Source organism: Micromonospora sp. NPDC049529 (assembly GCF_055586685.1).
Genome location: NZ_JBVJHT010000004.1, coordinates 425,643 through 446,245 on the forward strand (window position 1 = coordinate 425,643; position 20,603 = coordinate 446,245).

The 20,603-nt window shown below is 69.3% G+C and carries 18 protein-coding genes, 1 tRNA gene, 1 other RNA gene and 1 pseudogene; 6 read left to right on the forward strand and 15 right to left on the reverse strand.

Going from position 1 to position 20,603, the window contains the following annotated elements:
• Positions 1-72: 72 nt before the first annotated feature.
• Entirely contained in the window at positions 73-1,323 is a 1,251-nt protein-coding gene (locus ACZ6QQ_RS09485; protein ID WP_465875474.1) for a nucleotide sugar dehydrogenase, read from the reverse strand.
• Between the two features lie 795 nt (positions 1,324-2,118).
• Between ACZ6QQ_RS09485 and ACZ6QQ_RS09490 the strand changes: the two genes are divergently transcribed.
• Both ACZ6QQ_RS09490 and ACZ6QQ_RS09495 read left to right on the forward strand, forming a co-directional pair.
• Positions 2,119-2,868, forward strand: coding sequence for a transposase (locus tag ACZ6QQ_RS09490; RefSeq protein ID WP_465875475.1), 750 nt, complete (start codon positions 2,119-2,121; stop codon positions 2,866-2,868).
• 54 nt (positions 2,869-2,922) lie between these two features.
• Positions 2,923-3,129, forward strand: a pseudogene (locus ACZ6QQ_RS09495) (hypothetical protein); the annotation flags it as partial.
• Positions 3,130-3,132: 3 nt separating this feature from the next.
• Here the strand turns inward: ACZ6QQ_RS09495 and ACZ6QQ_RS09500 are convergent.
• The 3 genes from ACZ6QQ_RS09500 to ACZ6QQ_RS09510 all read right to left on the reverse strand — a co-directional run bounded on the left by ACZ6QQ_RS09500 (position 3,133) and on the right by ACZ6QQ_RS09510 (position 4,621).
• The gene (locus ACZ6QQ_RS09500) at positions 3,133-3,294 is read right to left on the reverse strand and encodes a hypothetical protein (RefSeq protein ID WP_465875476.1); all 162 of its coding nucleotides are present in this window, start codon (positions 3,292-3,294) and stop codon (positions 3,133-3,135) included.
• Between the two features lie 551 nt (positions 3,295-3,845).
• Positions 3,846-3,918, reverse strand: a tRNA-Ala gene (locus ACZ6QQ_RS09505).
• A 103-nt stretch (positions 3,919-4,021) separates the two neighbouring features.
• The gene (locus tag ACZ6QQ_RS09510; protein WP_465875477.1) at positions 4,022-4,621 is read right to left on the reverse strand and encodes a YqgE/AlgH family protein; all 600 of its coding nucleotides are present in this window, start codon (positions 4,619-4,621) and stop codon (positions 4,022-4,024) included.
• 286 nt (positions 4,622-4,907) lie between these two features.
• Here ACZ6QQ_RS09510 and ACZ6QQ_RS09515 point away from each other — a divergent pair, with 286 nt between their 5' ends.
• A complete protein-coding gene (locus ACZ6QQ_RS09515; protein ID WP_465875478.1) occupies positions 4,908-5,711 on the forward strand; it encodes an S-methyl-5'-thioadenosine phosphorylase in 804 nt (267 codons plus the stop codon).
• A gap of 82 nt (positions 5,712-5,793) precedes the next feature.
• On the opposite strand, the gene ACZ6QQ_RS09520 is transcribed toward ACZ6QQ_RS09515, so the two are convergent.
• The 9 genes from ACZ6QQ_RS09520 to pruA form a co-directional block, all read right to left on the reverse strand.
• Positions 5,794-6,735: a hypothetical protein gene (locus ACZ6QQ_RS09520; RefSeq protein ID WP_465875479.1), complete on the reverse strand. Its 942-nt coding sequence runs from the start codon at positions 6,733-6,735 to the stop codon at positions 5,794-5,796.
• Between the two features lie 63 nt (positions 6,736-6,798).
• A complete protein-coding gene (locus ACZ6QQ_RS09525) occupies positions 6,799-7,278 on the reverse strand; it encodes a hypothetical protein (RefSeq protein ID WP_465875480.1) in 480 nt (159 codons plus the stop codon).
• A gap of 174 nt (positions 7,279-7,452) precedes the next feature.
• Positions 7,453-7,828, reverse strand: a transfer-messenger RNA (tmRNA) gene (ssrA, locus tag ACZ6QQ_RS09530).
• A 99-nt stretch (positions 7,829-7,927) separates the two neighbouring features.
• Positions 7,928-8,404 (reverse strand): SsrA-binding protein SmpB, encoded by a 477-nt coding sequence (smpB, locus tag ACZ6QQ_RS09535; RefSeq protein ID WP_465875481.1) that lies wholly within the window; start codon positions 8,402-8,404, stop codon positions 7,928-7,930.
• A 174-nt stretch (positions 8,405-8,578) separates the two neighbouring features.
• A complete protein-coding gene (gene ftsX, locus ACZ6QQ_RS09540; protein WP_465875482.1) occupies positions 8,579-9,454 on the reverse strand; it encodes a permease-like cell division protein FtsX in 876 nt (291 codons plus the stop codon).
• A gap of 75 nt (positions 9,455-9,529) precedes the next feature.
• Positions 9,530-10,210: a cell division ATP-binding protein FtsE gene (ftsE, locus tag ACZ6QQ_RS09545; protein WP_326560837.1), complete on the reverse strand. Its 681-nt coding sequence runs from the start codon at positions 10,208-10,210 to the stop codon at positions 9,530-9,532.
• A gap of 119 nt (positions 10,211-10,329) precedes the next feature.
• Complete coding sequence (gene prfB / locus ACZ6QQ_RS09550) at positions 10,330-11,451, reverse strand: peptide chain release factor 2 (RefSeq protein ID WP_326560838.1); 1,122 nt, start codon at positions 11,449-11,451, stop codon at positions 10,330-10,332.
• A gap of 67 nt (positions 11,452-11,518) precedes the next feature.
• Positions 11,519-12,034: a PadR family transcriptional regulator gene (locus ACZ6QQ_RS09555; RefSeq protein WP_329107603.1), complete on the reverse strand. Its 516-nt coding sequence runs from the start codon at positions 12,032-12,034 to the stop codon at positions 11,519-11,521.
• 421 nt (positions 12,035-12,455) lie between these two features.
• Complete coding sequence (gene pruA / locus ACZ6QQ_RS09560) at positions 12,456-14,084, reverse strand: L-glutamate gamma-semialdehyde dehydrogenase (RefSeq protein WP_465875483.1); 1,629 nt, start codon at positions 14,082-14,084, stop codon at positions 12,456-12,458.
• A 317-nt stretch (positions 14,085-14,401) separates the two neighbouring features.
• On the opposite strand from pruA, the gene ACZ6QQ_RS09565 reads away from it, so the two are divergent.
• Positions 14,402-15,610, forward strand: coding sequence for a hypothetical protein (locus ACZ6QQ_RS09565; protein ID WP_465875484.1), 1,209 nt, complete (start codon positions 14,402-14,404; stop codon positions 15,608-15,610).
• Between the two features lie 57 nt (positions 15,611-15,667).
• Here the strand turns inward: ACZ6QQ_RS09565 and ACZ6QQ_RS09570 are convergent, their stop codons facing one another.
• Positions 15,668-16,168 (reverse strand): DUF6912 family protein, encoded by a 501-nt coding sequence (locus tag ACZ6QQ_RS09570; protein WP_465875485.1) that lies wholly within the window; start codon positions 16,166-16,168, stop codon positions 15,668-15,670.
• A gap of 245 nt (positions 16,169-16,413) precedes the next feature.
• Between ACZ6QQ_RS09570 and ACZ6QQ_RS09575 the strand changes: the two genes are divergently transcribed.
• Both ACZ6QQ_RS09575 and ACZ6QQ_RS09580 read left to right on the forward strand, forming a co-directional pair.
• Complete coding sequence (locus tag ACZ6QQ_RS09575) at positions 16,414-16,641, forward strand: helix-turn-helix transcriptional regulator (RefSeq protein ID WP_465875486.1); 228 nt, start codon at positions 16,414-16,416, stop codon at positions 16,639-16,641.
• A gap of 191 nt (positions 16,642-16,832) precedes the next feature.
• Positions 16,833-17,471: an Rv3235 family protein gene (locus ACZ6QQ_RS09580; protein ID WP_465875487.1), complete on the forward strand. Its 639-nt coding sequence runs from the start codon at positions 16,833-16,835 to the stop codon at positions 17,469-17,471.
• A gap of 144 nt (positions 17,472-17,615) precedes the next feature.
• Here the strand turns inward: ACZ6QQ_RS09580 and secA are convergent, their stop codons facing one another.
• Complete coding sequence (gene secA, locus ACZ6QQ_RS09585) at positions 17,616-20,474, reverse strand: preprotein translocase subunit SecA (RefSeq protein WP_465875488.1); 2,859 nt, start codon at positions 20,472-20,474, stop codon at positions 17,616-17,618.
• Positions 20,475-20,603 lie beyond the last annotated feature (129 nt).

A 20,603-nucleotide genomic window follows, 5' to 3' on the forward strand; every position in this document is an offset into this window, starting at 1 on the left:
GCCAGCATAGGGTGGGCGAGGTCGGTCGGGCCGAATGACCCCGATCGGGGTCGGCGGCCGCAGTCAGGGCGGTCACAGCCGCACCACGTTGTCGCCCCGCAGAAAGCCGCGGGTGTCCAGCACCACCCGCGCCGGGCTGAAGTCGGTGCTCGCGTACTGGCTGTGCCTCTGTAGCACGACGACAACGTCCGCGAACCGGAACGCCTCGTCCAGCGACGGCAGCGCGACCAGGTCGATGCCGTGCACCGTCAGGCGCTCGATGTACGGATCGTGGAACCTGATCTCGGCGCCCGCGGCGACGAGATGTTCGGCGAGCGGAACGGCCGGGGACTCGCGGGCGTCGGCGACATCCTCCTTGTAGGTGACGCCCAGCAGCGCGACCGAGGCGGGGTGGTCATCAGAGGGCGCCAGCAGGTTCATCGCTCGCGCTGCGATATAGCGTGACATGCGTTCGTTCGTCCGGTCGGCGATGTCGATGAACTCCGAGTTGCTGCCCAGGTCCCGCAGACGGTGGGAGAGATAGATCGGATCGACGGGTATGCAGTGACCGCCGACGCCCGGCCCGGGAGTGAACGGCTGGAAACCGAAGGGCTTCGTCGCCGCAGCGCCCAACACCTCCCAGAAGTCCACGCCCAACGACTTGCTCAGCAACAGCATCTCGTTGACCAGCCCGATGTTGACGTACCGGTAGGTGTTTTCGAGCAGCTTCGTCATCTCGGCCTCCCTGGTGCCTCGTACCGGAACCACCTTGTTGACGATGCGCGAATAGAAGCTCTCGGCCGCCTTCGCGCAGGCCGCTGTATAGCCGCCCACGATCTTCGGCGTGTTGCGCAAGCTGAACTCGGAGTTGCCCGGGTCGATTCGCTCCGGCGAGAAGGCCAGGAAGAATCCGGTGCCGGCGGTCAGACCAGATTCTTCGAGGATCGGCAGGATCATCTCGTCCGTCGTGCCCGGATAGGTCGTGGATTCCAAGACCACCAGGGTGCCCGGGGAGAGGTGGGCCGCGACCTGGCGCGCGGCGGCCTGGACGGCTGAGAGGTGCGGACGGCGCTGATCGTCCAACGGAGTCGGGACGCAGATCACCACCGTTGCCGCGGTGCTGATGACGTCGGTGGAAGTCGTAGCCGTGAAGCCACCGGCGAGCATCCGCCCGAGATCGTCGTCGGACACGTCGCGGACGTGGGAGCGGCCGGCCATGAGGCCATCCACAATGGCGCTGTCGACGTCGACGCCCACCACTCGAAGCCTACTCTGTAAAGCCTCACAGGCGAGCGACATACCGACGTACCCGAGGCCCAGGACCACTAAATCGAGTTGGGGCATTCCGCAAATCCCTCACTAAGACTGAGGCTCTCGCCCAAGGACCATTGCTGCTGCGGAGCGTCGGATCGAGCCGGTACGGCTCGTTGTTGGAAAAGGCGTTTGTCCACGGCATGTGCGGACGTCGAGAACCGACAGGACGACACTCATCGGATTGGCCGGTATCACCCTGGCGATCGCGTCCTCGACACCGCGGACCGGTGGTGTTTTCCTCCACCCCGCCCGGCCCCGTCCTCGGGCTATGGGTCTTCGCCTGGTGGTCCCCGTGCCGTGGTCCTGGGGCGACTGCCTGCGTCAACGAACGCACTGGTACAACAACCGCGTTTCGCGGGCTTCCCATGGGCCAGCCCTGCGCGCGGCAACCGGGCAGCCGTGCGCCGAGGCATTTCTCTGCTGTGGCCAGTAATCGGGAGCTAATGGGATATTCGATCATTGTCCACTGTAATCCCCCGTTGTAAATGCAACTTCCCCCGTTAAGCAATGCTGCAACGCCGCTAGCGCACGCAAGCCGCCTTAAGAGCAGCACCCACTCTCCTCGCCGAATACAGGGCAATTCCCTGAATTGCGACGGCCGCACGACGAGTGATCGTGACGGGCCCCGTCTTTGACGTTAGCCGATCTTTGGGCCGTCGACAAGCCCTACGTCGCCGCCGTCCTCACCATCCGCTATCGACTGCCGGCAATGGTCAACACGGGTGCGAACGTCGTGCGGACGTCGCCGTTCCGTTGATGGCTACAGAGGTGGAAAGGCTGGAGGTCGGATCGTCACGGTGGTTCGGGGGTCGCGAATCATGCCGGTTGGCGAGGAAGATCCGCCGGTTGTTGCAGGCCCTGGACCCAGACCTGCTCAGCGCGGCCACCCGGACCGTGGCGGCAGCGCCCGCCCAGCGGCCGACGATCGCCGTGGACGGCAAGACCAACGAAATCACCCGCTTCGCACCGCCGCCCGATCAGATCGGCGACCTACACGGCACGGTGATCACGGCCGACGAGTTGCACTGCCAGCGCGACCACGTCGCCTACCTCGCCGAACGCGGCGCCCACTGGATCCTGACCGTCAAGGCCAACCAGCCCACCTTGCACGCCCAACTCGCCGGCCTGCCCTGGCGGGCCGCCCCCGACGCCGCACGCGACACCGACCGCGGCCACGGCCGCCGCGAGACCCGCACTTGTAAGATCCTGACCGTCTCCACCAGGATCGACTTTCCCACACCCCGCAGACGTCGCCTCGACCAGCCGAAACGGTTCACCACCGAGACCGTCTATGCCATCACCGACTTGCATGTGCACCAGGCCAGGCCGCCGCAACTGGCGACGCGAATCCGTGGTCACCAGTCGATCGCAAAAAGATCCACTGTATGCGAGACGTCACCTTCGACGAAGACCGATCCCGAGACAGCACCGGCACCGGACCCCCACCACATGGCCGCCCTACGCAACGCCGCCATCGGCGCACTCCGCACCGCCGGGGTCACCAACATCGCCGCCGCGAACCGGCATCACGCCCGCGACAGCACCCGCCCGCCGGCACCACTCGGCATCACGTGACTTTGCCGGGGCCCTGGGCCCGCCGCCGGCCAGGTTGAGGCGGCCGGCACAGAACTGACAACGCCGCCTACGCGCCATGCGACACCGACTCGGCTTCGTCGCCCAGGGCCCTACGGAGCCCTTCACCCCGCGATGACGGTCGCCGACCGCGTCGCGGAACCTCTCCGGATCGCCGGTACGCCCCGTCACCTCCACCCGGCCCGAATCAGCCGGTCCCTCGACCTGGCCGGGCTCCCCACCGATCTGGCCCGCAGCCCCGATCAACTATCCGGCGGGCAACGGCAACAGGTCGCGATCGCCCGCGCCCTCGTCGGTGAGCCGGCTACTGATCGCCGACGAGGCGACACCCATGCTCGACGTCTCCACCCGGGCCGGCATCGCCAACACCCTCGCCACCCCACCGACAGCATCGGCCTGGCTGTTCATCACCCATGACCTCGGCGAAGCCGTGCCGTGCCGCGACCAGATCGTCGTGCTAGATCAAGGTAGAGCGGTCCAAGCCGGACGGCCCGACGAGGTCGTCGCAAATCGGAACCCCGGCTATCCGGCGAATCTCGTAGCTGCCGCTCGCCGACACCTCCGACCCCATCATCAGGCCGCGACGCCGAACGGACCTGATCACGGCCAGCAGCCCCGGCAGGACGGCATCGGACACGTATTCCACGGCTACCCAGGCCCATTGCCGGACCAACACACGTCCGATGTGGTGCAGTGTCTCGCCGACGGCCCCCGGGCCGCACGATCTCTTGACAAACTGGGCGGGCGACGGGCTGGCGCAGCCGCAACCACCGGGGAATTCAACCCGGACGCAAATTCGGCTTGCGTACCCTCAGCTGGCGGCGAGCGCCGGAACTCAGGCAACCAGAACAGGCCGATGCGTTCCCTTGGCAAGCCGCAGTGTGAGACGTCGCGAGAGGAACAGACGGCGGCATAATCGACAATCGATCGATTATGCCGCCTGACCAGCAATTATAGGGTGGAGCCGAGGGGACTCGAACCCCTGACCCCCACACTGCCAGTGTGGTGCGCTACCAGCTGCGCCACGGCCCCCTACCTGCCGACCCGATCTCTCGGGCACTCACGAAATAATACACACGCCGGGGCGCCGGGTCATATCGGAGGGGTCGCTTCCGCAGACCAATCCCCCGACCTGCTAATTCAGGGCCACATCCGGCGGGAAGTGCGCCACCGCGGCCATCATGCCGCCCTGGCGACGCAGCACCATCGGCCACAGGTCGTCCGGCCGGTCGACGAACGCGTCACCGGGCAGGGCGTCCAGGACGAACCAGGAGCCGGCATCGATCTCCGCCTCCAGCTGCCCCGGCGACCAACCCGAGTACCCGGCGAAGACCCGGATCCCGGAGACCGCGTCCCCGATCCGCTCCGGGTCGACGGAGAGATCCACCGTGCCGACCGCACCGGAAACCTGGTGGAAGCCCTTCACCCGACGGGCCGGGGTACGCATCCGGGCCAGGCAGATCGCCGACTCCGGCTGCACCGGCCCACCCTCGAACAGCACCGCCGGCTCGCCGGCCAGGCTGCCCCAGGCGCCGAGCACGTCGGCGACCGGCACCTCGGTGGCGCGGTTGAGCACCACTCCGAGGGCGCCGCCGGGCTCGTGCGCGACCAGCAGCACCACCGTACGGTCGAAGTTGGGATCCTTCAGGGACGGGGTCGCGACCAGCAGTTGCCCGGTCATCGACGCCATCGCGCGCCCCCCGATCGCCTGGCCCTCACCCTGTACGCCGGACATCTGCTACTCGGGGGCGCAGTCACGGGCAGGGCCGAACATCGTCGGCCATACCGGATCCACACCGTCAAACGCGACCATGCGCGCAGTCAACGCCATGCCTCGCACCATAGCTTGCACGGCTGTCGCTGGCTAAGGTCTGGACGGCCAGTGCGAGTTGAGCAATCGGGGATATGCCGGCCCGTCCGGATCACCCGACATCGCCCGACTCCTCTGTCGACGGCCGGGGCCGGCGAACGCCTCGGGCCCATCGGACCGCGGGGCGGCCGGGGATGGCAGGGTAGGCCCCGTGAGTGCACACGCAGAGCTTGCCATCATCGGAGGCTCCGGCCTCTACGCCCTCCTGGACGGGGCCACCGAGCACGCCGTGCAGACCCCGTACGGCGACCCCTCCGACCCGATCACGATCGCCGAGATCGCCGGTCGGCCGGTCGCCTTCCTGCCCCGGCACGGGCGCGACCACCGGCATCCGCCGCACCGGATCCCGTACCGGGCCAACCTGTGGGCGCTGCGCTCGCTCGGCGTACGGCAGATCCTCGCCCCGTGCGCGGTCGGTGGCCTGCGGCCGGACCTGGGACCGGGTGCGTTCGTGGTCCCGGACCAGCTCGTCGACCGGACCAGTGGCCGGGAGCAGACGTACTACGACACCGGTGCGGTGCACGTGTCGTTCGCCGACCCGTACTGCCCGGACGGACGGCGGGCGGTGCTGACCACCGCGCAGCGGCAGGGCATCGAGGCGCGCGACGGCGGCACGATGGTGGTGATCGAGGGGCCGCGCTTCTCGACCCGGGCCGAGTCGCGCTGGTACACCACGATCGGCGGCTCGGTGATCAACATGACCGGGCATCCGGAGGCCGTACTCGCCCGTGAACTGGCGCTCTGCTACACCTCGATCGCCCTGGTCACCGACTTGGACGCCGGGGTCGAGGGTGACGCGGGCGTGACCCAGGAGGAGGTGTTCCGGGTCTTCGGGGAGAACACCGAACGGCTGCGGGAACTGCTCCTCGACGCGGTCGCCACGCTGCCGCTGGACCGCTCCTGCGCCTGCGCGCGCAGCCTCGACGGGATCACCCTGCCGATCGAACTGCCCTGATCCGCCGGCGGCAGGGAGACCGCCGGCGGATCAGGACGCGCCGCGCGAGCGCGGCTGCCCGGACCGGGCCCGCCGAGGAGGATCAGCGGGCCGCGGTCAGGATCAGCGGCCGCCCGGAGACGGCGTCGAGCACGGTACGGGCGGCCAGCGGCGCGCCCAGGGTCACCGTGACCGGTTGCAGCAGCAGTTGGTCGGTGCAGATGCCGGCGGAGCGGACCGCCGAGCCGGCGACCAGCACCAGGTTGTCCTGTTCCCGTACGAGTGGGGTGATCTCGGTGTCGCAGGCGCCGACGCCCAGCCGGTAGGTCAGCGTGAGCCCGTCGGCCCCGACCAGGTCCTGGGCGCCCACCAGGCCCACCGGCGGGGTGGCGGCGGGCGAGGGCTCCGGCACGGCCCCGGTCGCGCTCGCCGCGACCGCGACCCGGGCGATCCGGGCACCGATCTCGTCGATGGTGAACAGCCAGGCCGGCACGGTCGCCTCGCCCCGGCTGGTCCGGATGGTCGTCGTGCCCAGCTCGACCCCGGTGACGGTGAGCGGGGTGCAGGCGGTCGCCGCCGGACCGCTGACCGACCCGTCCGGCCCGGTTGCGGCCGTGCTCGGTGACGGTTGCGCCGCCCGCCCCGGGCATGGCGGCGGGTCACCCTGGTCGAGTTGGCGGTACGCGTCGGCGGCGCTCACCAACGGCACACTGAGCGTGCCGTCGGAAAAGGTGATCGTCCCGTCGGCCGGTACGTCGGTCGGCACCGACGCCCGGTCCCGGTACCAACCGGCGGCGAAGGCCTGCTTCGTGTCCGCACCGAACGCGGCGTCGGCCGGCACCACGGTCGGATCCTGCAAGGGAACGTACCCGCTGCCCCAGCCCGGAGCGGAGGCCGACTGCCAGGCCGCCACGACCTCGGTGGCCCGCCGTTGGAACGTGTCCTCGCGGTCCGGCGCCGCCGAGCCGGTCGATGTGTCCGGCTGTGCGCACGCGGCGAGGGTCAACACCATCGCCAGGCCCAGCGGAGCGGGAAGACGTCGCATGTCGGTCAGACGTCACCGGGCACTGTCGGGTTCCGTACCGGTCGACGCCAACACCACGTCCGGTCAGTTCGGACGGCCGATGTCGGTGCCGTACGCCCGGTAGACCAGGTCCGCTCCGCGCTGCCGGTGCCGGGACAGCTCGCCGAGCAGGTCGCCGGCCGAGTCGCGCAGCTCTTCGGTGGTCGTCTCGGGCAGTTCCGCCCGTCGCTGCAACCCGGCCAGTACGGCGGCCACCGCGGCGTGCTCGCGCAGCAGCACGTGTACGGTCCGGGCCAGCCGGGGTGCCCGGTCGAGCAGTTCGGCGTAGAGCCCGGCCCGGCCCTCGGTGAGCCTGACGTGCTCGGTGAACTCGCCGCGCAGCCCGGTCAGCCGCGCACCGAAGCGCGGTCGCCAGTCCGGGTCACCGGCCGGACCGGCCACGGCCTGTTCGAAGGTGTGGATCTCGCGGAGCAGCGTGACCCGGTGCCGCCGCGCCGCCCGCAGGGCGGCCGGGTCGTCGATCGGGAACGCCGCCACCGGGTGCTGGATCGGGCCCGTCACCATGACGCACCTCCTTGAGCGCCTACCGCCTGAGCTGATGGTGAGTCCACCACCCCGCCGGTGTCCAGCCCCCAAAGGTGTCCTGTCTGCTCCGGGACGGATCCGGCTCTGCTCCGGGACGGATCCGGCCGGAGAACGACTCTGCGCCCCGGTCCGTGGACCGGGGCGCAGAGCGCTGGGTGGAGGTGCCGGGAATCGAACCCGGGTCCTTCGTCGGATTGTCAGGACTTCTCCGAGCGCAGCTCGCTATGCCTCTACTCGGCCCCACCGATCACGCGAGCGAGTTGGTGTGACGGGCCCAGTCGCTGATTAATCTCGCCGCACGAACCCCGCGACCGGGTTCGATTGGCCAGCCTTCTAGCTGATGCCGGCAGACTGGGACGAAGGCACTCCCAGGCCGACAGACTTGCTACTCGCCTCAGGCGGCGAGAGCGAAGTCAGCGCGATTTTGCTTGGCGCTTATTGGTTTCCGACGACCGATTCTCGAGACGACGTCGGCTTCCTCGGCTCGCTTCCCCTGACGCAGCGTACGAAGTCGAAACCAGTCACCCCCTAGACGGGGCCACCCGATGTGGCAGCCACCCCAACCTTAACGCCTCGCGCCAGCGAGTTAATTCCGGATCCCCGTCCCGGCGCGTCGCCCCAGGTCAGGTCAGTCCATGCCCTTGCCACGCCGGCCGGCCGCCTTCGCGATCTCCCGGTCGGCGTCCCGCTTGGCCAGGTCCTGGCGCTTGTCGTACGACTTCTTACCCCGGGCGAGGCCGATTTCCACCTTCGCCCAGCCGTCGTTGAAGTAGACCGAGAGCGGGACCAGGGTCAGGCCGCTCTCCTTCAGCTTGCCGAGCAGCCGGTTGATCTCGATCCGGTTGAGCAGGAGCTTGCGGGTCCGGCGGGGCTCGTGGTTGGTCCAGGTGCCCTGGGTGTACTCCGGGATGTGCATCCCGTGCAGGTACAGCTCACCGCTGCGTTCCTGGGCGAAGGCGTCGACCAGCGACGCGCGTCCCGCCCGCAGGGACTTGACCTCGGTGCCGGTCAACGCCATGCCCGCCTCGTACGTGTCGAGGATGGCATAGTCGTGGCGCGCCTTCCGGTTGGAGGCGACGACCTTGCGCCCCTTCTCCCGTGGCATCCGCGCCACCCCTCTCCGCTGGTTCGACGGCCGCCGTGCTGGAGTTGGCGGCCGGGCAGAATGCTACCTCGTGCACAGGGGCCCCCGGTTAGCGCTTTTCGCGCCGCCGGGGGCCCCTGTGTCCCGTTTCGTACCCGGGACCGGCGGATGTGCCGCCGATCGCCGTACCGGAGGTTAGACCCGCAGGTAGAAGCGGAGGGTGACCCAGGCGGTGACCGCGCTGATCAGCGAGCCGGCGCCGGCCATCAGCGGCAGCATCAGCAACACCCGGCTCCACTCGATCGGGGTGAGCAGGTCGGTCAGGTCCCGTAGCGAGCCGTCCAGCAGGAAGACCTTGCCCAGGACGAGCGCGCCGAAGCCGATGAGGGAGCCGATGAGACCGGCCACCACCGCCTCGAGCACGAACGGTGCCTGGATGAACCAGTTGGACGCACCGACGAGTTTCATGACCGCGACCTCGCGTCGCTTGCTGTACGCGGCGACCTGGATCGTGTTACCGACCAGGAGCAGCGCGGCGATCGCCATGATCGAGGCGGCCACCAGGCCCATCTTCTGGACCGCGCTGAGGATGTTGAAGATCTTGTCGAGCAGCCGTCGCTGGTCGACGATCTCGTCGACGCCCTCGGTGTCCTTGTACTTCTCGTAGACGGCCTGGTATTCCTCGGGGTTCTTCAGCTTCACCCGGAACGACTCGGGAAGCTGCTCCGGCTTGACCGCGTTCACCAGGTCCGGTGCGTCCTGGAACATGGTCCGGAACTTGTTGTAGGCGTCCTCACCGGACTCGAAGAGAACCTCCTCCACGAGCGGGTCGCTCTTCAACTCCCCTTCGAGGCCCAGCCGCTGGTCGTCCGGGATGTCGACCTTCAGGAAGATCGCGACTTCGATCTTGTCGTAGTAGAAGTCCTTCATGGTGTCGACCTGGAGGTACATCAGGCCGCTGGCGCCCAGCATCGTCAACGACACGGCCATCGTGATGATCATCGCGATGGTCATCGTCACGTTGCGCCACAGTCCGACCAACACCTCGGACAGGACGTATTTCACGCGCATCGGGGGTTCCTTCCGGATCTCCGCAGAGGGTCGTTCGTCAGGTCAGGGCCGGGCCGGCCGTCCGAGCACCGGGGCTCAGCCGTAGACGCCACGGGCCTGGTCGCGCACGATGCGACCACTCTCGATCTCGATGACGCGGCGGCGCATCTGGTTGACGATGTTGGAGTCGTGGGTAACCATCACGACCGTGGTACCGGTGCGGTTGATCCGGTCCAGCAGACGCATGATCTCGATGGACGTGTCCGGGTCGAGGTTTCCGGTGGGCTCGTCGGCCAGCAGGATCAGCGGCCGGTTCACGAACGCCCGCGCCACCGCCACCCGCTGCTGCTCGCCACCGGACAGTTCGTGCGGGTAGCGGTGCTCCTTGCCGCCGAGGCCGACCAGTTCCAGCACCTCGGGCACGACCCGGCGGGCGACCGCCTTGGTCTTGCCGATGACCTCAAGGGCGAACGCCACGTTCTCGTACGCGGTGCGGTTGGGCAGCAGCCGGAAATCCTGGAAGACACAGCCGATCGAGCGGCGGAAGTTCGGGATCTTCCAGGAGCGCATCCCGGTGACGTCGCGGCTGTTGACCACGACCTTCCCCTTACTGGGAGTCACCTCATGCAGCAGCAGCTTGATGATCGTCGACTTGCCGGATCCGGAAGGACCGATGAAGAAGACGAACTCACCCTTCTCGATCGAGACCGACACGTCGTCGAGCGATGGCCGGGACGCCTTCGGGTACGTCTTCGTCACTTGCTCAAGCTGAATCACGGGTGGTGAGTCTACGCGGTGTAACGAAAAGTCCAAGCCCCACGGGCCCCCAATCGGCCCGCAATGTCGGAAAGGAGTGGCCCGCCGTCGACGCTCGACGCGCCCCGGCGGGCCATCGCTCAGGCCACCTCGCCGGCGAGCTGACGCTGCTTACGCCAACGGATCCCGGCTTCGATGAAGCCATCCAGCTCGCCGTCGAAGACGGCGGTCGGATTGCCGGTCTCCTGCTCGGTTCGCAGATCCTTCACCATCTGATAAGGGTGCAGCACGTAGGAGCGCATCTGGTCGCCCCAGGAGCCGGCCGCGTCGGTCTTCAGACCGGCCAGTCGGGCCTGCTCCTCCTGGCGCTTGCGCTCCAACAGTCGCGACTGCAGGACCCGCATCGCCGAGGCCTTGTTCTGCAGTTGGGACTTCTCGTTCTGACACGTCACCACGATGCCGGTGGGGATGTGTGTGATTCGTACCGCAGAGTCGGTCGTGTTCACGCTCTGTCCACCTGGCCCGGACGACCGGTACACGTCGACCCGGATCTCGTTCTCCGCGATGTCGATGTGGTCGGTCTGTTCGGTGACCGGTAGCACCTCGACGCCGGCGAAGCTCGTCTGCCGCCGCCCCTGGTTGTCGAACGGGCTGATCCGGACCAGCCGGTGGGTGCCCGACTCAACACTGAGCGTGCCGTACGCGTACGGGAACTTGACCGCGAAGGTGGCCGACTTCAGCCCCGCCTCCTCGGCGTACGAGGTCTCGTACACCTCGGTCGGGTACCCGTGCCGTTCCGCCCAGCGCAGGTACATGCGCAGCAGCATCTCGGCGAAGTCGGCCGCGTCCACCCCACCGGCACCGGCCCGGATCGCGACCAGCGCCTGACGCGAGTCGTACTCACCGGAGAGCAGGGTCCGGACCTCCATCTCCTGGATGGCCTTGCCGAGCCCACCGATCTCGGTCTCCACCTCACCGAGCACGCCGGGGTCGTCCTCCGCCTCGGCCAACTCCAGCAGGACGTAGGCGTCGTCGAGGCGGCTGCGCAGGCTGCCCAGCCGCTCGATCTCGCTGTTGACGTAGGAGAGCTGGGAGGTGACCTCCTGGGCCTTGACCTGGTCGTCCCACAGGTCGGGCGCGGAGGCCGCCTCTTCGAGCTTGACCTTGTCCTGGCGCAGCCGGTCGACATCGAGGACTGCCTCGATGCTGCGTAGCGTGGCATCGAGGTCTTTGAGCTGGTCGGCATAATCGGCAGCGGTCACAACTGTCAACAATAGCGACCGTCAGCGCAAGCGGCCCACTCCCACAGCGACGGGTCCCCGTACGAGATCAACTGGCCGGTGCCGTCTTCAGCCAGGAGAGCGCCGCCTTGTGGTACTGGACGGCGAACTCCAGCGCCGCGGCACCGTACGAGTCACCGGCCTTCTTGGCGTCCTTGGCCTGCTCGCGGGCCATCGCCAGGGCCTCGGTGTGGTACTCGTTCGCCCCGCTGTAGAGGTTGCGCAGCTGGTTCGCCGAGTGCTGCTCACCGAAGGCGACCCGCAGCGCGGTCGGGTTGCGCACCGTGTCGCGCCCCGGCACGTCGGTCAGCCAGCGGGAGAACGTCCGCTTTCCAGCCGCCGTGATCGCGTACGGCTGGCTGGAGCGCGGGCCGGGTTTGCCGAGCCGGACCAGTCCCTGGTCCGCCAGGACCGGGAGTTCCCGGTAGACCTGGCTCCGGGTCATCGACCAGTACGGCATCAGCCGCCGCTCGGCTGCAGCCATCAACTGGCCGCCGGTCATTGGTCCTTCGTGGAGCAGCCCGAGTAGGGCTGCCGCCGTTGGGTTGATTCCTGAATCCGCCATGCCCTTTACGCTGCCACTTTGGCGCCTTCGCGTCTAGGATTTGGCATGATCTGCGGCAGGTTGTGCTCCACTGTGCACTGTCCGTGGCAGACTGTCCAGTGAGGATGCTCGATATCGTCACCCATTCGGGGGCACGACACACCCCCCTCCGGGCACCGACCTCCCCCACGCCCACCCGAGCACCTGCGCTGCCGGGTAGAGTACGCCACAATTCCGGCATTCCGCACAATCTTTCAAGAACTCCCCAAAAGATCCCCACCCCCTCCCCCTACCTCCCCTTGCCTCCCCTGCCTCCCTCCCCCGCCCTCTCGCCTCGTCGATCTAGGGCAAATACGTGCGCCCGGAGATCAACAAGCACGTATTCGCCCTAGATCGCGGACAACGAGAGGGGGTGGGGCGGGGGAGGCGGGGGCGGGGGAGGTCAGTTCATGTGGGGGTAGCGGTGGTTGGTGGCGGGGACGAAGGTCTCCTTGATCGTGCGGGGGGAGATCCAGCGGGCCAGGTTGTGCCAGGAACCGGCCTTGTCGTTGGTGCCGCTGGCGCGGGCGCCACCGAAGGGCTGCTGGCCGACGACGGCACCGGTCGGCTTGTCGTTGAGGTAGAAGTTGCCGGCGGCGTACCGCAGCGCCTGACTCGCCCAGTCCAGCACCCGGCGGTCGGTGGCGAAGATCGAACCGGTCAGCGCGTACGGGGCGACCGACTCGGCCTGGGCCACCACGTCCTCGAACCGGGCGTCGTCGAAGACGTGCACGCCGAGGATCGGGCCGAAGTACTCGGTGGTGAAGACCTCGTGGCCCGGGTCGTCGCACTCCAGCAGGGTCGGGCGGACGAAGTAGCCGACCGAGTCGTCGGCCGTGCCGCCGGCCAGCACCCGGCAACTGGCCGCATTGGAGATCATGTCCAGGGCGGCGGTGTGCCGGGCGAACGCCTTGGCGTCGATCACCGCCCCGCCGAAGTTGGTGAAGTCGGTGACGTCGCCGTACTCCAGGGACTCGACCGTGGCCGCGAGCCGGTCGCGCAGGCCGCCGTCCCAGAGCGACCGGGGCACGTACGCCCGGGACGCCGCCGAGCACTTCTGCCCCTGGTACTCGTACGCGCCCCGGACCAGCGCGGTGTGCAGCGCGTCAACGTCGGCGCTGCTGTGCGCGATGACGAAGTCCTTGCCGCCGGTCTCCCCGACCAGTCGCGGGTAGCCCCGGTAGCCGGCGAGGTTCTCCCCCACCGTCTTCCAGAGCTGCTGGAAGACCTTGGTCGAGCCGGTGAAGTGGATGCCGGCGAGGTCCGGGTCGGCGAGGACCACCTCGGAGACCTCGACGCCGTGCCCGGTGACCAGGTTGATCACGCCCGGCGGCAGGCCGGCGGCCTCGAACAGCTGCATGGTGAAGTGCGCCGCGAACTGCTGGGTCGGCGCCGGCTTCCAGACCACCGTGTTGCCCAGCAGCGCCGGGGCGGCCGGCAGGTTCGCCGCGATCGCGGTGAAGTTGAACGGGGTGACCGCGTAGACGAAGCCCTCCAGCGGCCGGTGGTCGAACTGGTTCCAGACCCCGGCGGACGAGTTCGGCTGCTCGGCCAGGAGCTTGCGGGCGAAGTGCACGTTGAACCGGAGAAAGTCGATCAGCTCACAGGCGGCGTCGATCTCGGCCTGGATCGCGGTCTTCGACTGGCCCAGCATGGTCGCGGCGTTGAGAGTGTCCCGCCAGGGCCCGGCGAGCAGGTCGGCTGCCCGGAGAAACACCGCAGCCCGGTCGGCAAAGGACAAACCCCGCCACATCGGGGCAGCTTCCTTGGCGGCCGTCACCGCCGCCTGAGCATCCGCGTTGGTTGCGTTGTGGGTGACCCCCAGCACGTGCTGGTGCCGGTGCGGCTGTACGACGTCGATCGCGGCACCCGCAGCCATCCGTTGCCGACCGCCGATGGTCATCGGCAGGTCCAGCCGCTCCGCGGCCAGCTCGCCGAGCCGCCGCTGGAGGCTGTCCCGCTCGGCGCTCCCCGGCGCGTAGTCACGGACCGGCTCGTTACGCGGCTCGGGTACGGAAAGTACGGCGTCCATCGCATGCTCCTGAACGATCTCGACAACGTCGGCGAAATCAGACCCACCTGTTCCGGCCGGTCGGCCGGTCGCCGTGGCCCGTTCGCCGGTGGTGCCGGTTGTCCGGGGGTGGGACCTGGACCAATCCTCCCACGCACCCCGACCGGAACCGATCACGGCACGACCCGACCGGGCGCCGGCCGGACCGGGCCGTGCAGGTGGCGCGCGGCCCGCGCCCGCGTGCCACGTACGCTGAGAGGCCCGGCGACCCAACCACGCCGCGCCCCCTCCCGCCGTCCCAGCGGCGCGGCGGGCGGGTACCCGTTGAAGGGGAGACGATGAGCACACAGTCCGGCAGCACCGCCGTATCGCCCCCGGACCGGTCGGCCACCACCCCGGCCGCACCGGATTCGGACAGCGGCACCGCCCCGCCCACGTACGCGCCCGCGGCGCTCGGCCTCGGTGTGCTGGCGCTCGGCTGGCTCGCCGCGATGCTCTGGATCGGCCAGGCCGAGATCACCTCCTCGGACATCAACTCGATCGTGATCGCGATGGCCGCGCTCGCCCTGCCCGGACTGATCTCGGCCAGCATGGTCGGCGGCGCGGCGGCGGCGGTCGTGGTGGCCAACCTGCTGACCCGGCGCGGCGTGCACCGGAGCACCCCGAGGTTCGCCGCCTCGGTCGGCGCCGGGCTGCTCGTCGGGCTGTTGGCCGCGCTCACCGTGACCCTCAGCTACGGCAACGGCGACTCGATCACGGTGCTGGCCGGCACCGTCGCCGCCGCGGCGACCGTCGGCGGGATCGCCGGTGGCGTACGGGCGGTGCCGGTGGTCGGTGCCGTGGTCGCCGCCGGACTGACCGTTTTCGTGATCAACACGGTCCTGAACATCTTCAAGGACCCGCTGCTCTCCCTCTACGGCTACGGCGACACCGACCAGTCGCAGACCGGCGCCCTGGAGTGGTTCTCCCGGACCGGTTCGATCGGTGGTGGGCTCGTCGCCGGCCTGCTGGTCTTCTTCTACCTGGGCCTGGCCCGCCGCCGGGCCACCGCGCTCGACCCCGGGGCCAGCCTGCCCCGCTGGCCCGCCTACCTGGTCGCGGGCGCCGGCCCCGGCCTGCTCCTGCTCGCGGCGGAACTGCTCACCCAGACCGCCGGCGCCCGGCTGCTGGCCGCCGCCGGATCGCTGAGCGATGTCGACCGCGGGCTCCAGGACCAGCTCAGCGAGTACCGCTCGAACCAGGCCCTGTGGGTGCTGTTCGTCGGTGCCCTCACCGCGCTCATCGCCTTTGGGCGGACCCTGCGGGCGCCGACCGCCGAGCCGGCCGACGACGAGAGCGTCGACGAGACCGGGTTCACCGACGAGACCGGGTTCGCGGACGAGACCGAGTTCACCGACGAGGCACATGATTCCGTCGAGGCGCGGGACCCCGCCCGGGGCCGGCGACCGGAGCCGGCGGACGACGACGAGATCGCATGGGACGACGAGGGCGGAACCGACAACCGCTCCGCCGACCGTCGGGCGGAGCCGGACGCCGCCCGCTCCTGACCGCGCAGCCCGCTCCTGACCGCCGTCAGCCGAGGTCCTCGTCAGCCGAGGTCCTCGTCAGCCGAGGTCGTCCAGCTCGGAGATGTCGTACCAGGCCAGTTCGTGGTCCTCGACCCCGTCGACGGTGAACTGGGCGTCCGGGTCGCCGGCAAGCGCCTCGGACACCACCGCGACCGCCGCGCCGACGTCCTCGACCGCCTCGTCGTCGTCGAGATGGATCGCGGCCACCGAGGCCACCGGGACCGGCCCGTCCAGGCGTACGGTGCTGGAGCCCAGCTCGACCTCGGCCCGCCCCACCATCGCGGCCGGCAGGTCGGCGGAGACCACCACCCGGCGGCGCGGGGCGGCGGGGTCCTCCCGGAGCAGCTGCAAGGAGTCCTGGGCGGCGCGGGTGAAGGCGACGTACTCCAACTCCTCCTCGTCGCCCTCGGCGTACCACTCGCGCAGCATCGGGGTCACCGCGTGCGCCTCGCCGGCCGGCAGCTCACCCTGCTTGCGCAGGACGGCCAGCATCGGCACGGTAGCCGGGAGGTACACCCGGACCAGTTCTGCGCGCACGGTTCTCGTCTCCCCCACTCGACGACGCCACCGGCGTCGCTCACCCCCACGACACCGGCTCGTCCGGCGCCGTCCCTGTCATACACCCCGCCGCCGCCGACCGGAAACGTGCCCCTCCCGGCTGTGTCCGATCAGCAACCCGGCCCACCGGGCGCACGACGCGGACCGACTCGAAACCGCAGTCGAGCGGAACCGGCAGTCGGTGGCAAACTGAAGCAAACACGATCCAACACCGGGAGTCGCCCGTGGAACCCAGGTTCCTGCTGCTGTCCGACGTCGCCGCCGAGCTGAACGTCTCGGACTCGCAGGTCTACCACATGGTGCGCAGCGGCGAACTGCCGGCGATCAAGATCGGTGGCCGGGGCCAGTGGCGGGTCGAGCGGGCCCAGCTCGAACAGTACATCCAGCAGAAATACGCCGAAACGGCCGACTGGGTACGGACCAACCCGCTGATCGAGCGCGACCCGGAGTAGGAGCGCGCCCCGGAGTGGTCCGGGTATGTCGACATCGGGGTGCCACCCGTCCGGTGGCACCCCGCTCCATGCTGCCCGGCAGACCGTCACGGGCTGCCCGACAGACCTTGACGGGGCATTCATCGTTCGCTACTAATGTAATCCGTCGGAGGCAAACGAAAGCAAACGCAAGATCAATAGAAGGGATCCCGATGCCCGCCGTACGGACCAGGCCACTCGCCCGCCCCGCCGTACGGCTGCGCCCGGTACCACCGCTCGATCCTCCGTTCGACGACGAGTTGGTGGGTCCGGCCTGGACGCCGGGACTCGACGGGCAACTCTCCCTGCCGCTGAGCGTCCCGTCGGCGCCGCGGCCGGGCACCCGAGCCACCGGACGGGACCGGGCGGCACCGGCGGCCCGCCCTCCGGCCGCCCTGCCGCCGGAGGCACGGGCCACCGCCTCGGCCGAGGCACGGCAGGCGGCCCGCCGGTTCCTGGGGACCTGCCTGGAGATCCTGAACGGTTACCGGCCGGCGGCACACGCCCGACCGCTGTCGGTGGGCGCCGACGCGGGCGCGATCACCCAACAGCTCGTCGCCGCCACCCGCCGACTGACCGAGCAACGCGTCCAGCGACCGGGCCCGCGTCCCCGTGGCGGGGTTCCGGTCGGCCGGGCGGGCGGCGGCGGGGTGCACGGGGTACGCCTGCGGCTGCTGCGGGTCTGCGAGCCGCAGGAGGGGGTTGCCGAGGCGGCTGCCGTACTCGGGTCGGACCAGCGGAGTTGGGCGCTGGCGTTCCGGCTGGAACGACGGCGGGGCAACTGGCTCGCCGTCGACGCCCGAGTGCTCTGACACCCCTGCGCGCACGCCCCGGTGCCGGTACGGAAGGAAGTCCGGGCCGGGAACGGGCCCGCTCCCGGCCACCGGTCAGTGGTCGGGAGCGGGCCCGGAACGCGTGGTGCTCATCGGCCGCCGAAGGTCGCGGCCGGTGGTGGATCAGGAACCGGTCGGCGAGCCGTGGCAGCGCTTGTACTTGCGGCCGGAGCCGCACGGGCAGGGCGCATTACGGGACGGTCCCTCGCCGCCGACCGCCTGACCGGGTGCCGGCGTGCGCCGGGCGGTCGAGGGCGGCGGCGGTCCCTGACGGCCGACCCCGAGGGCCGGCGCCTGCGGCTGCGGCTCCTGACGTTCCAGGACCACACCGCCGGCACCCGCCTCGCCGTCGATGGTCGGCGCGGAGTACTGGAGCCCCTGCCGGCGCGGCGGCCGGGCCAGACCCTTGGCCCGGATCTCCACCGGGGCCTGGTCGAGGACGACCTCGGCCGCGGCGGCCGGCGGGGTCTCCTGCTCGACCTGGACCTCCAGGTTGAACAGGAAGCCGACCGTCTCCTCCTTGATGCCGTCCATCATGGTGGCGAACATGTCGAAGCCCTCGCGCTGGTACTCGACCACCGGGTCGCGCTGGGCGTAGGCCCGCAGGTTGATGCCCTCCCGCAGGTAGTCCATCTCGTAGAGGTGCTCGCGCCACTTGCGGTCGATGACCTGGAGCAGCACCATCCGCTCCAGCTGGCGCATCGCCTCGCCGCCCAGTTCCTCCTCGCGTCGGGCGTACGCGGCCTGCGCGTCGTCCCGGATCTTGGCGAGCAGGAAGTCGGCGTCGAGGTTGTTGCGCTCGCCACCGGCCTCGTCGATCAGGTCGTCGACGGTCACACCGACCGGGTAGAGCTGCTTGAGGCTGGACCAGAGCTGGTCGAGGTCCCAGTCCTCGGCGTAGCCGTCGGCGGTCGCGCCGGTCACGTACGCGGTGACGGTGTCCTGGATCATGTTCTGGACCTGGTCGCTCAGGTCCTCGCCGTTGAGCACCCGCAGCCGCTCGGCGTAGACCACCTGGCGCTGCTTGTTCATCACGTCGTCGTACTTCAGGACGTCCTTGCGGACCTCGGCGTTCTGGCCCTCGATCTGGGCCTGCGCGCTCTTGATCTGCCGGGTCACCATCTTCGACTCGATCGGCACGTCCTCGGGGATGTTGAAGCGCTCCATCACCGCCTCGACCGCCCCGGCCCGGAACCGCCGCATCAACTCGTCCTGGAGCGAGAGGTAGAACCGCGACTCACCGGGGTCACCCTGCCGGCCGGCCCGACCACGCAGCTGGTTGTCGATCCGGCGCGACTCGTGCCGCTCGGTGCCGAGCACGTAGAGCCCACCGGCGTCGGTGACCTCCTCGGCCTCCTCGTCGCAGGCCTGCTTCCAGCGGGGGAGGATCTCCTCCAGCGCCTTGTTGTACTCCTCCTCGTGCTCCACCGGGTCGAGACCACGCTGGCGCAGCTCGTTCGCGGCGAGGTACTCCGGGTTGCCGCCGAGCAGGATGTCCGTACCACGGCCGGCCATGTTGGTCGCGACGGTGACCCCGCCCTTGCGACCGGCCTGCGCGATGATCTCGGCTTCCCGGGCGTGGAACTTGGCGTTCAGGACCGCGTGCGGGATGCCCCGGCGGCGCAGCAGCTGCGACAGGATCTCGGAGTTCTCCACCGAGACGGTGCCGACCAGCACCGGCTGGCCACCCGCGTGCCGCTCGGCGATGTCCTCGACGACGGCGTTGAACTTGGCCTTCTCGGTCTTGTAGATGACGTCCGGCTTGTCCATCCGGACCATCGCGCGGTGGGTCGGGATGGACACGACGCCGACGTTGTAGACCTTCTGGAACTCGCCGGCCTCGGTCTGGGCCGTACCGGTCATACCGGACAACTTGGTGTAGAGGCGGAAGTAGTTCTGCAGGGTGACCGTGGCAAGAGTCTGGTTCTCCTGCTTGATCTCCACGCCTTCCTTCGCCTCGATGGCCTGGTGCATGCCCTCGTTGTACCGGCGACCGTGCAGGATGCGGCCGGTGAACTCGTCGACGATCAGGACCTCACCGTCGCTGACGATGTAGTCCTTGTCCTTCTTGAAGAGTTCCTTGGCCTTGATCGCGTTGTTCAGGTAACCGACCAGCGGGGTGTTGACCGACTCGTACAGGTTGTCGATGCCCAGCCGGTCCTCGACCTTGCCGACACCCTTCTCGGTGACCGCGATGGTCCGCTTGGCGTAGTCGACCTCGTAGTCGCCCTCGCCGTCCTTGCCGGGCTGGAGCCGGGCCACCACGCCGGCGAACTCGCCGTACCAGCGGGCGGAGTGCTCGGCCGGGCCGGAGATGATCAACGGCGTACGGGCCTCGTCGATCAGGATCGAGTCGACCTCGTCGACGATCGCGAAGTTGTGCCCGCGCTGGACCAGCTCCTCGTGCGACCAGGACATGTTGTCCCGCAGGTAGTCGAAGCCGAACTCGTTGTTGGTGCCGTACGTGATGTCGGCCGCGTACGCCGCCCGGTGCTCGCTGGCCGGCCGGTTCGGCAGGATCACGCCCACGGTCAGGCCGAGGAACTCGTGCACCCGGCCCATCCAGGCGGCGTCACGTTCGGCAAGGTAGTCGTTCACCGTGACGATGTGCACGCCCTTGCCGGACAGCGCGTTCAGGTACGCCGGCAGCACCGAGGTGAGGGTTTTGCCCTCACCGGTCTTCATCTCGGCGATGTTGCCGAAGTGAAGCGCGGCGCCGCCCATCACCTGGACGTCGTAGTGACGCTGGCCGAGCACCCGGGCGGCGGCCTCGCGGGCGGTGGCGAAGGCCTCCGGCAGCAGGTCGTCGAGGGACTCGCCATCGGCGATGCGCTGCCGGTACTGGTCGGTCAGGCCTCGCAGCTCCTCGTCGGAGAGATCGACATAGTCGTCCTCGATCGAGTTGATGGCATTCGCGACGGCCTTCAGCCGCCGCACCATGCGGCCTTCGCCGGCGCGGAGGAACTTTTCGAGAATCGACACGGATCAACGCTCCCCTAGACGGTCTGCCGAACCATCGTAGGCGCTCCGTCGGGGCAATCGGCAGCCGCGCTGGCGACCCGTCCCACCGAACCAGACAATTCACCCTATAGGTCCGAGCAGACGCGCCGA

Excerpts from the sequence above, each read along its gene's own strand:
- ACZ6QQ_RS09485 (WP_465875474.1), bottom strand. The coding sequence starts at position 1,323 with ATGCCCCAACTCGATTTAGTGGTCCTGGGCCTCGGGTACGTCGGTATG.
- ACZ6QQ_RS09500 (WP_465875476.1), bottom strand. The coding sequence starts at position 3,294 with ATGAACAGCCAGGCCGATGCTGTCGGTGGGGTGGCGAGGGTGTTGGCG.
- ACZ6QQ_RS09510 (WP_465875477.1), bottom strand. The coding sequence starts at position 4,621 with ATGTCCGGCGTACAGGGTGAGGGCCAGGCGATCGGGGGGCGCGCGATG.
- ACZ6QQ_RS09520 (WP_465875479.1), bottom strand. The coding sequence starts at position 6,735 with ATGCGACGTCTTCCCGCTCCGCTGGGCCTGGCGATGGTGTTGACCCTC.
- ACZ6QQ_RS09525 (WP_465875480.1), bottom strand. The coding sequence starts at position 7,278 with ATGGTGACGGGCCCGATCCAGCACCCGGTGGCGGCGTTCCCGATCGAC.
- smpB (WP_465875481.1), bottom strand. The coding sequence starts at position 8,404 with ATGCCACGGGAGAAGGGGCGCAAGGTCGTCGCCTCCAACCGGAAGGCG.
- ftsX (WP_465875482.1), bottom strand. The coding sequence starts at position 9,454 with ATGCGCGTGAAATACGTCCTGTCCGAGGTGTTGGTCGGACTGTGGCGC.
- ACZ6QQ_RS09555 (WP_329107603.1), bottom strand. The coding sequence starts at position 12,034 with ATGGCGGATTCAGGAATCAACCCAACGGCGGCAGCCCTACTCGGGCTG.
- pruA (WP_465875483.1), bottom strand. The coding sequence starts at position 14,084 with ATGGACGCCGTACTTTCCGTACCCGAGCCGCGTAACGAGCCGGTCCGT.
- ACZ6QQ_RS09565 (WP_465875484.1), top strand. The coding sequence starts at position 14,402 with ATGAGCACACAGTCCGGCAGCACCGCCGTATCGCCCCCGGACCGGTCG.
- ACZ6QQ_RS09580 (WP_465875487.1), top strand. The coding sequence starts at position 16,833 with ATGCCCGCCGTACGGACCAGGCCACTCGCCCGCCCCGCCGTACGGCTG.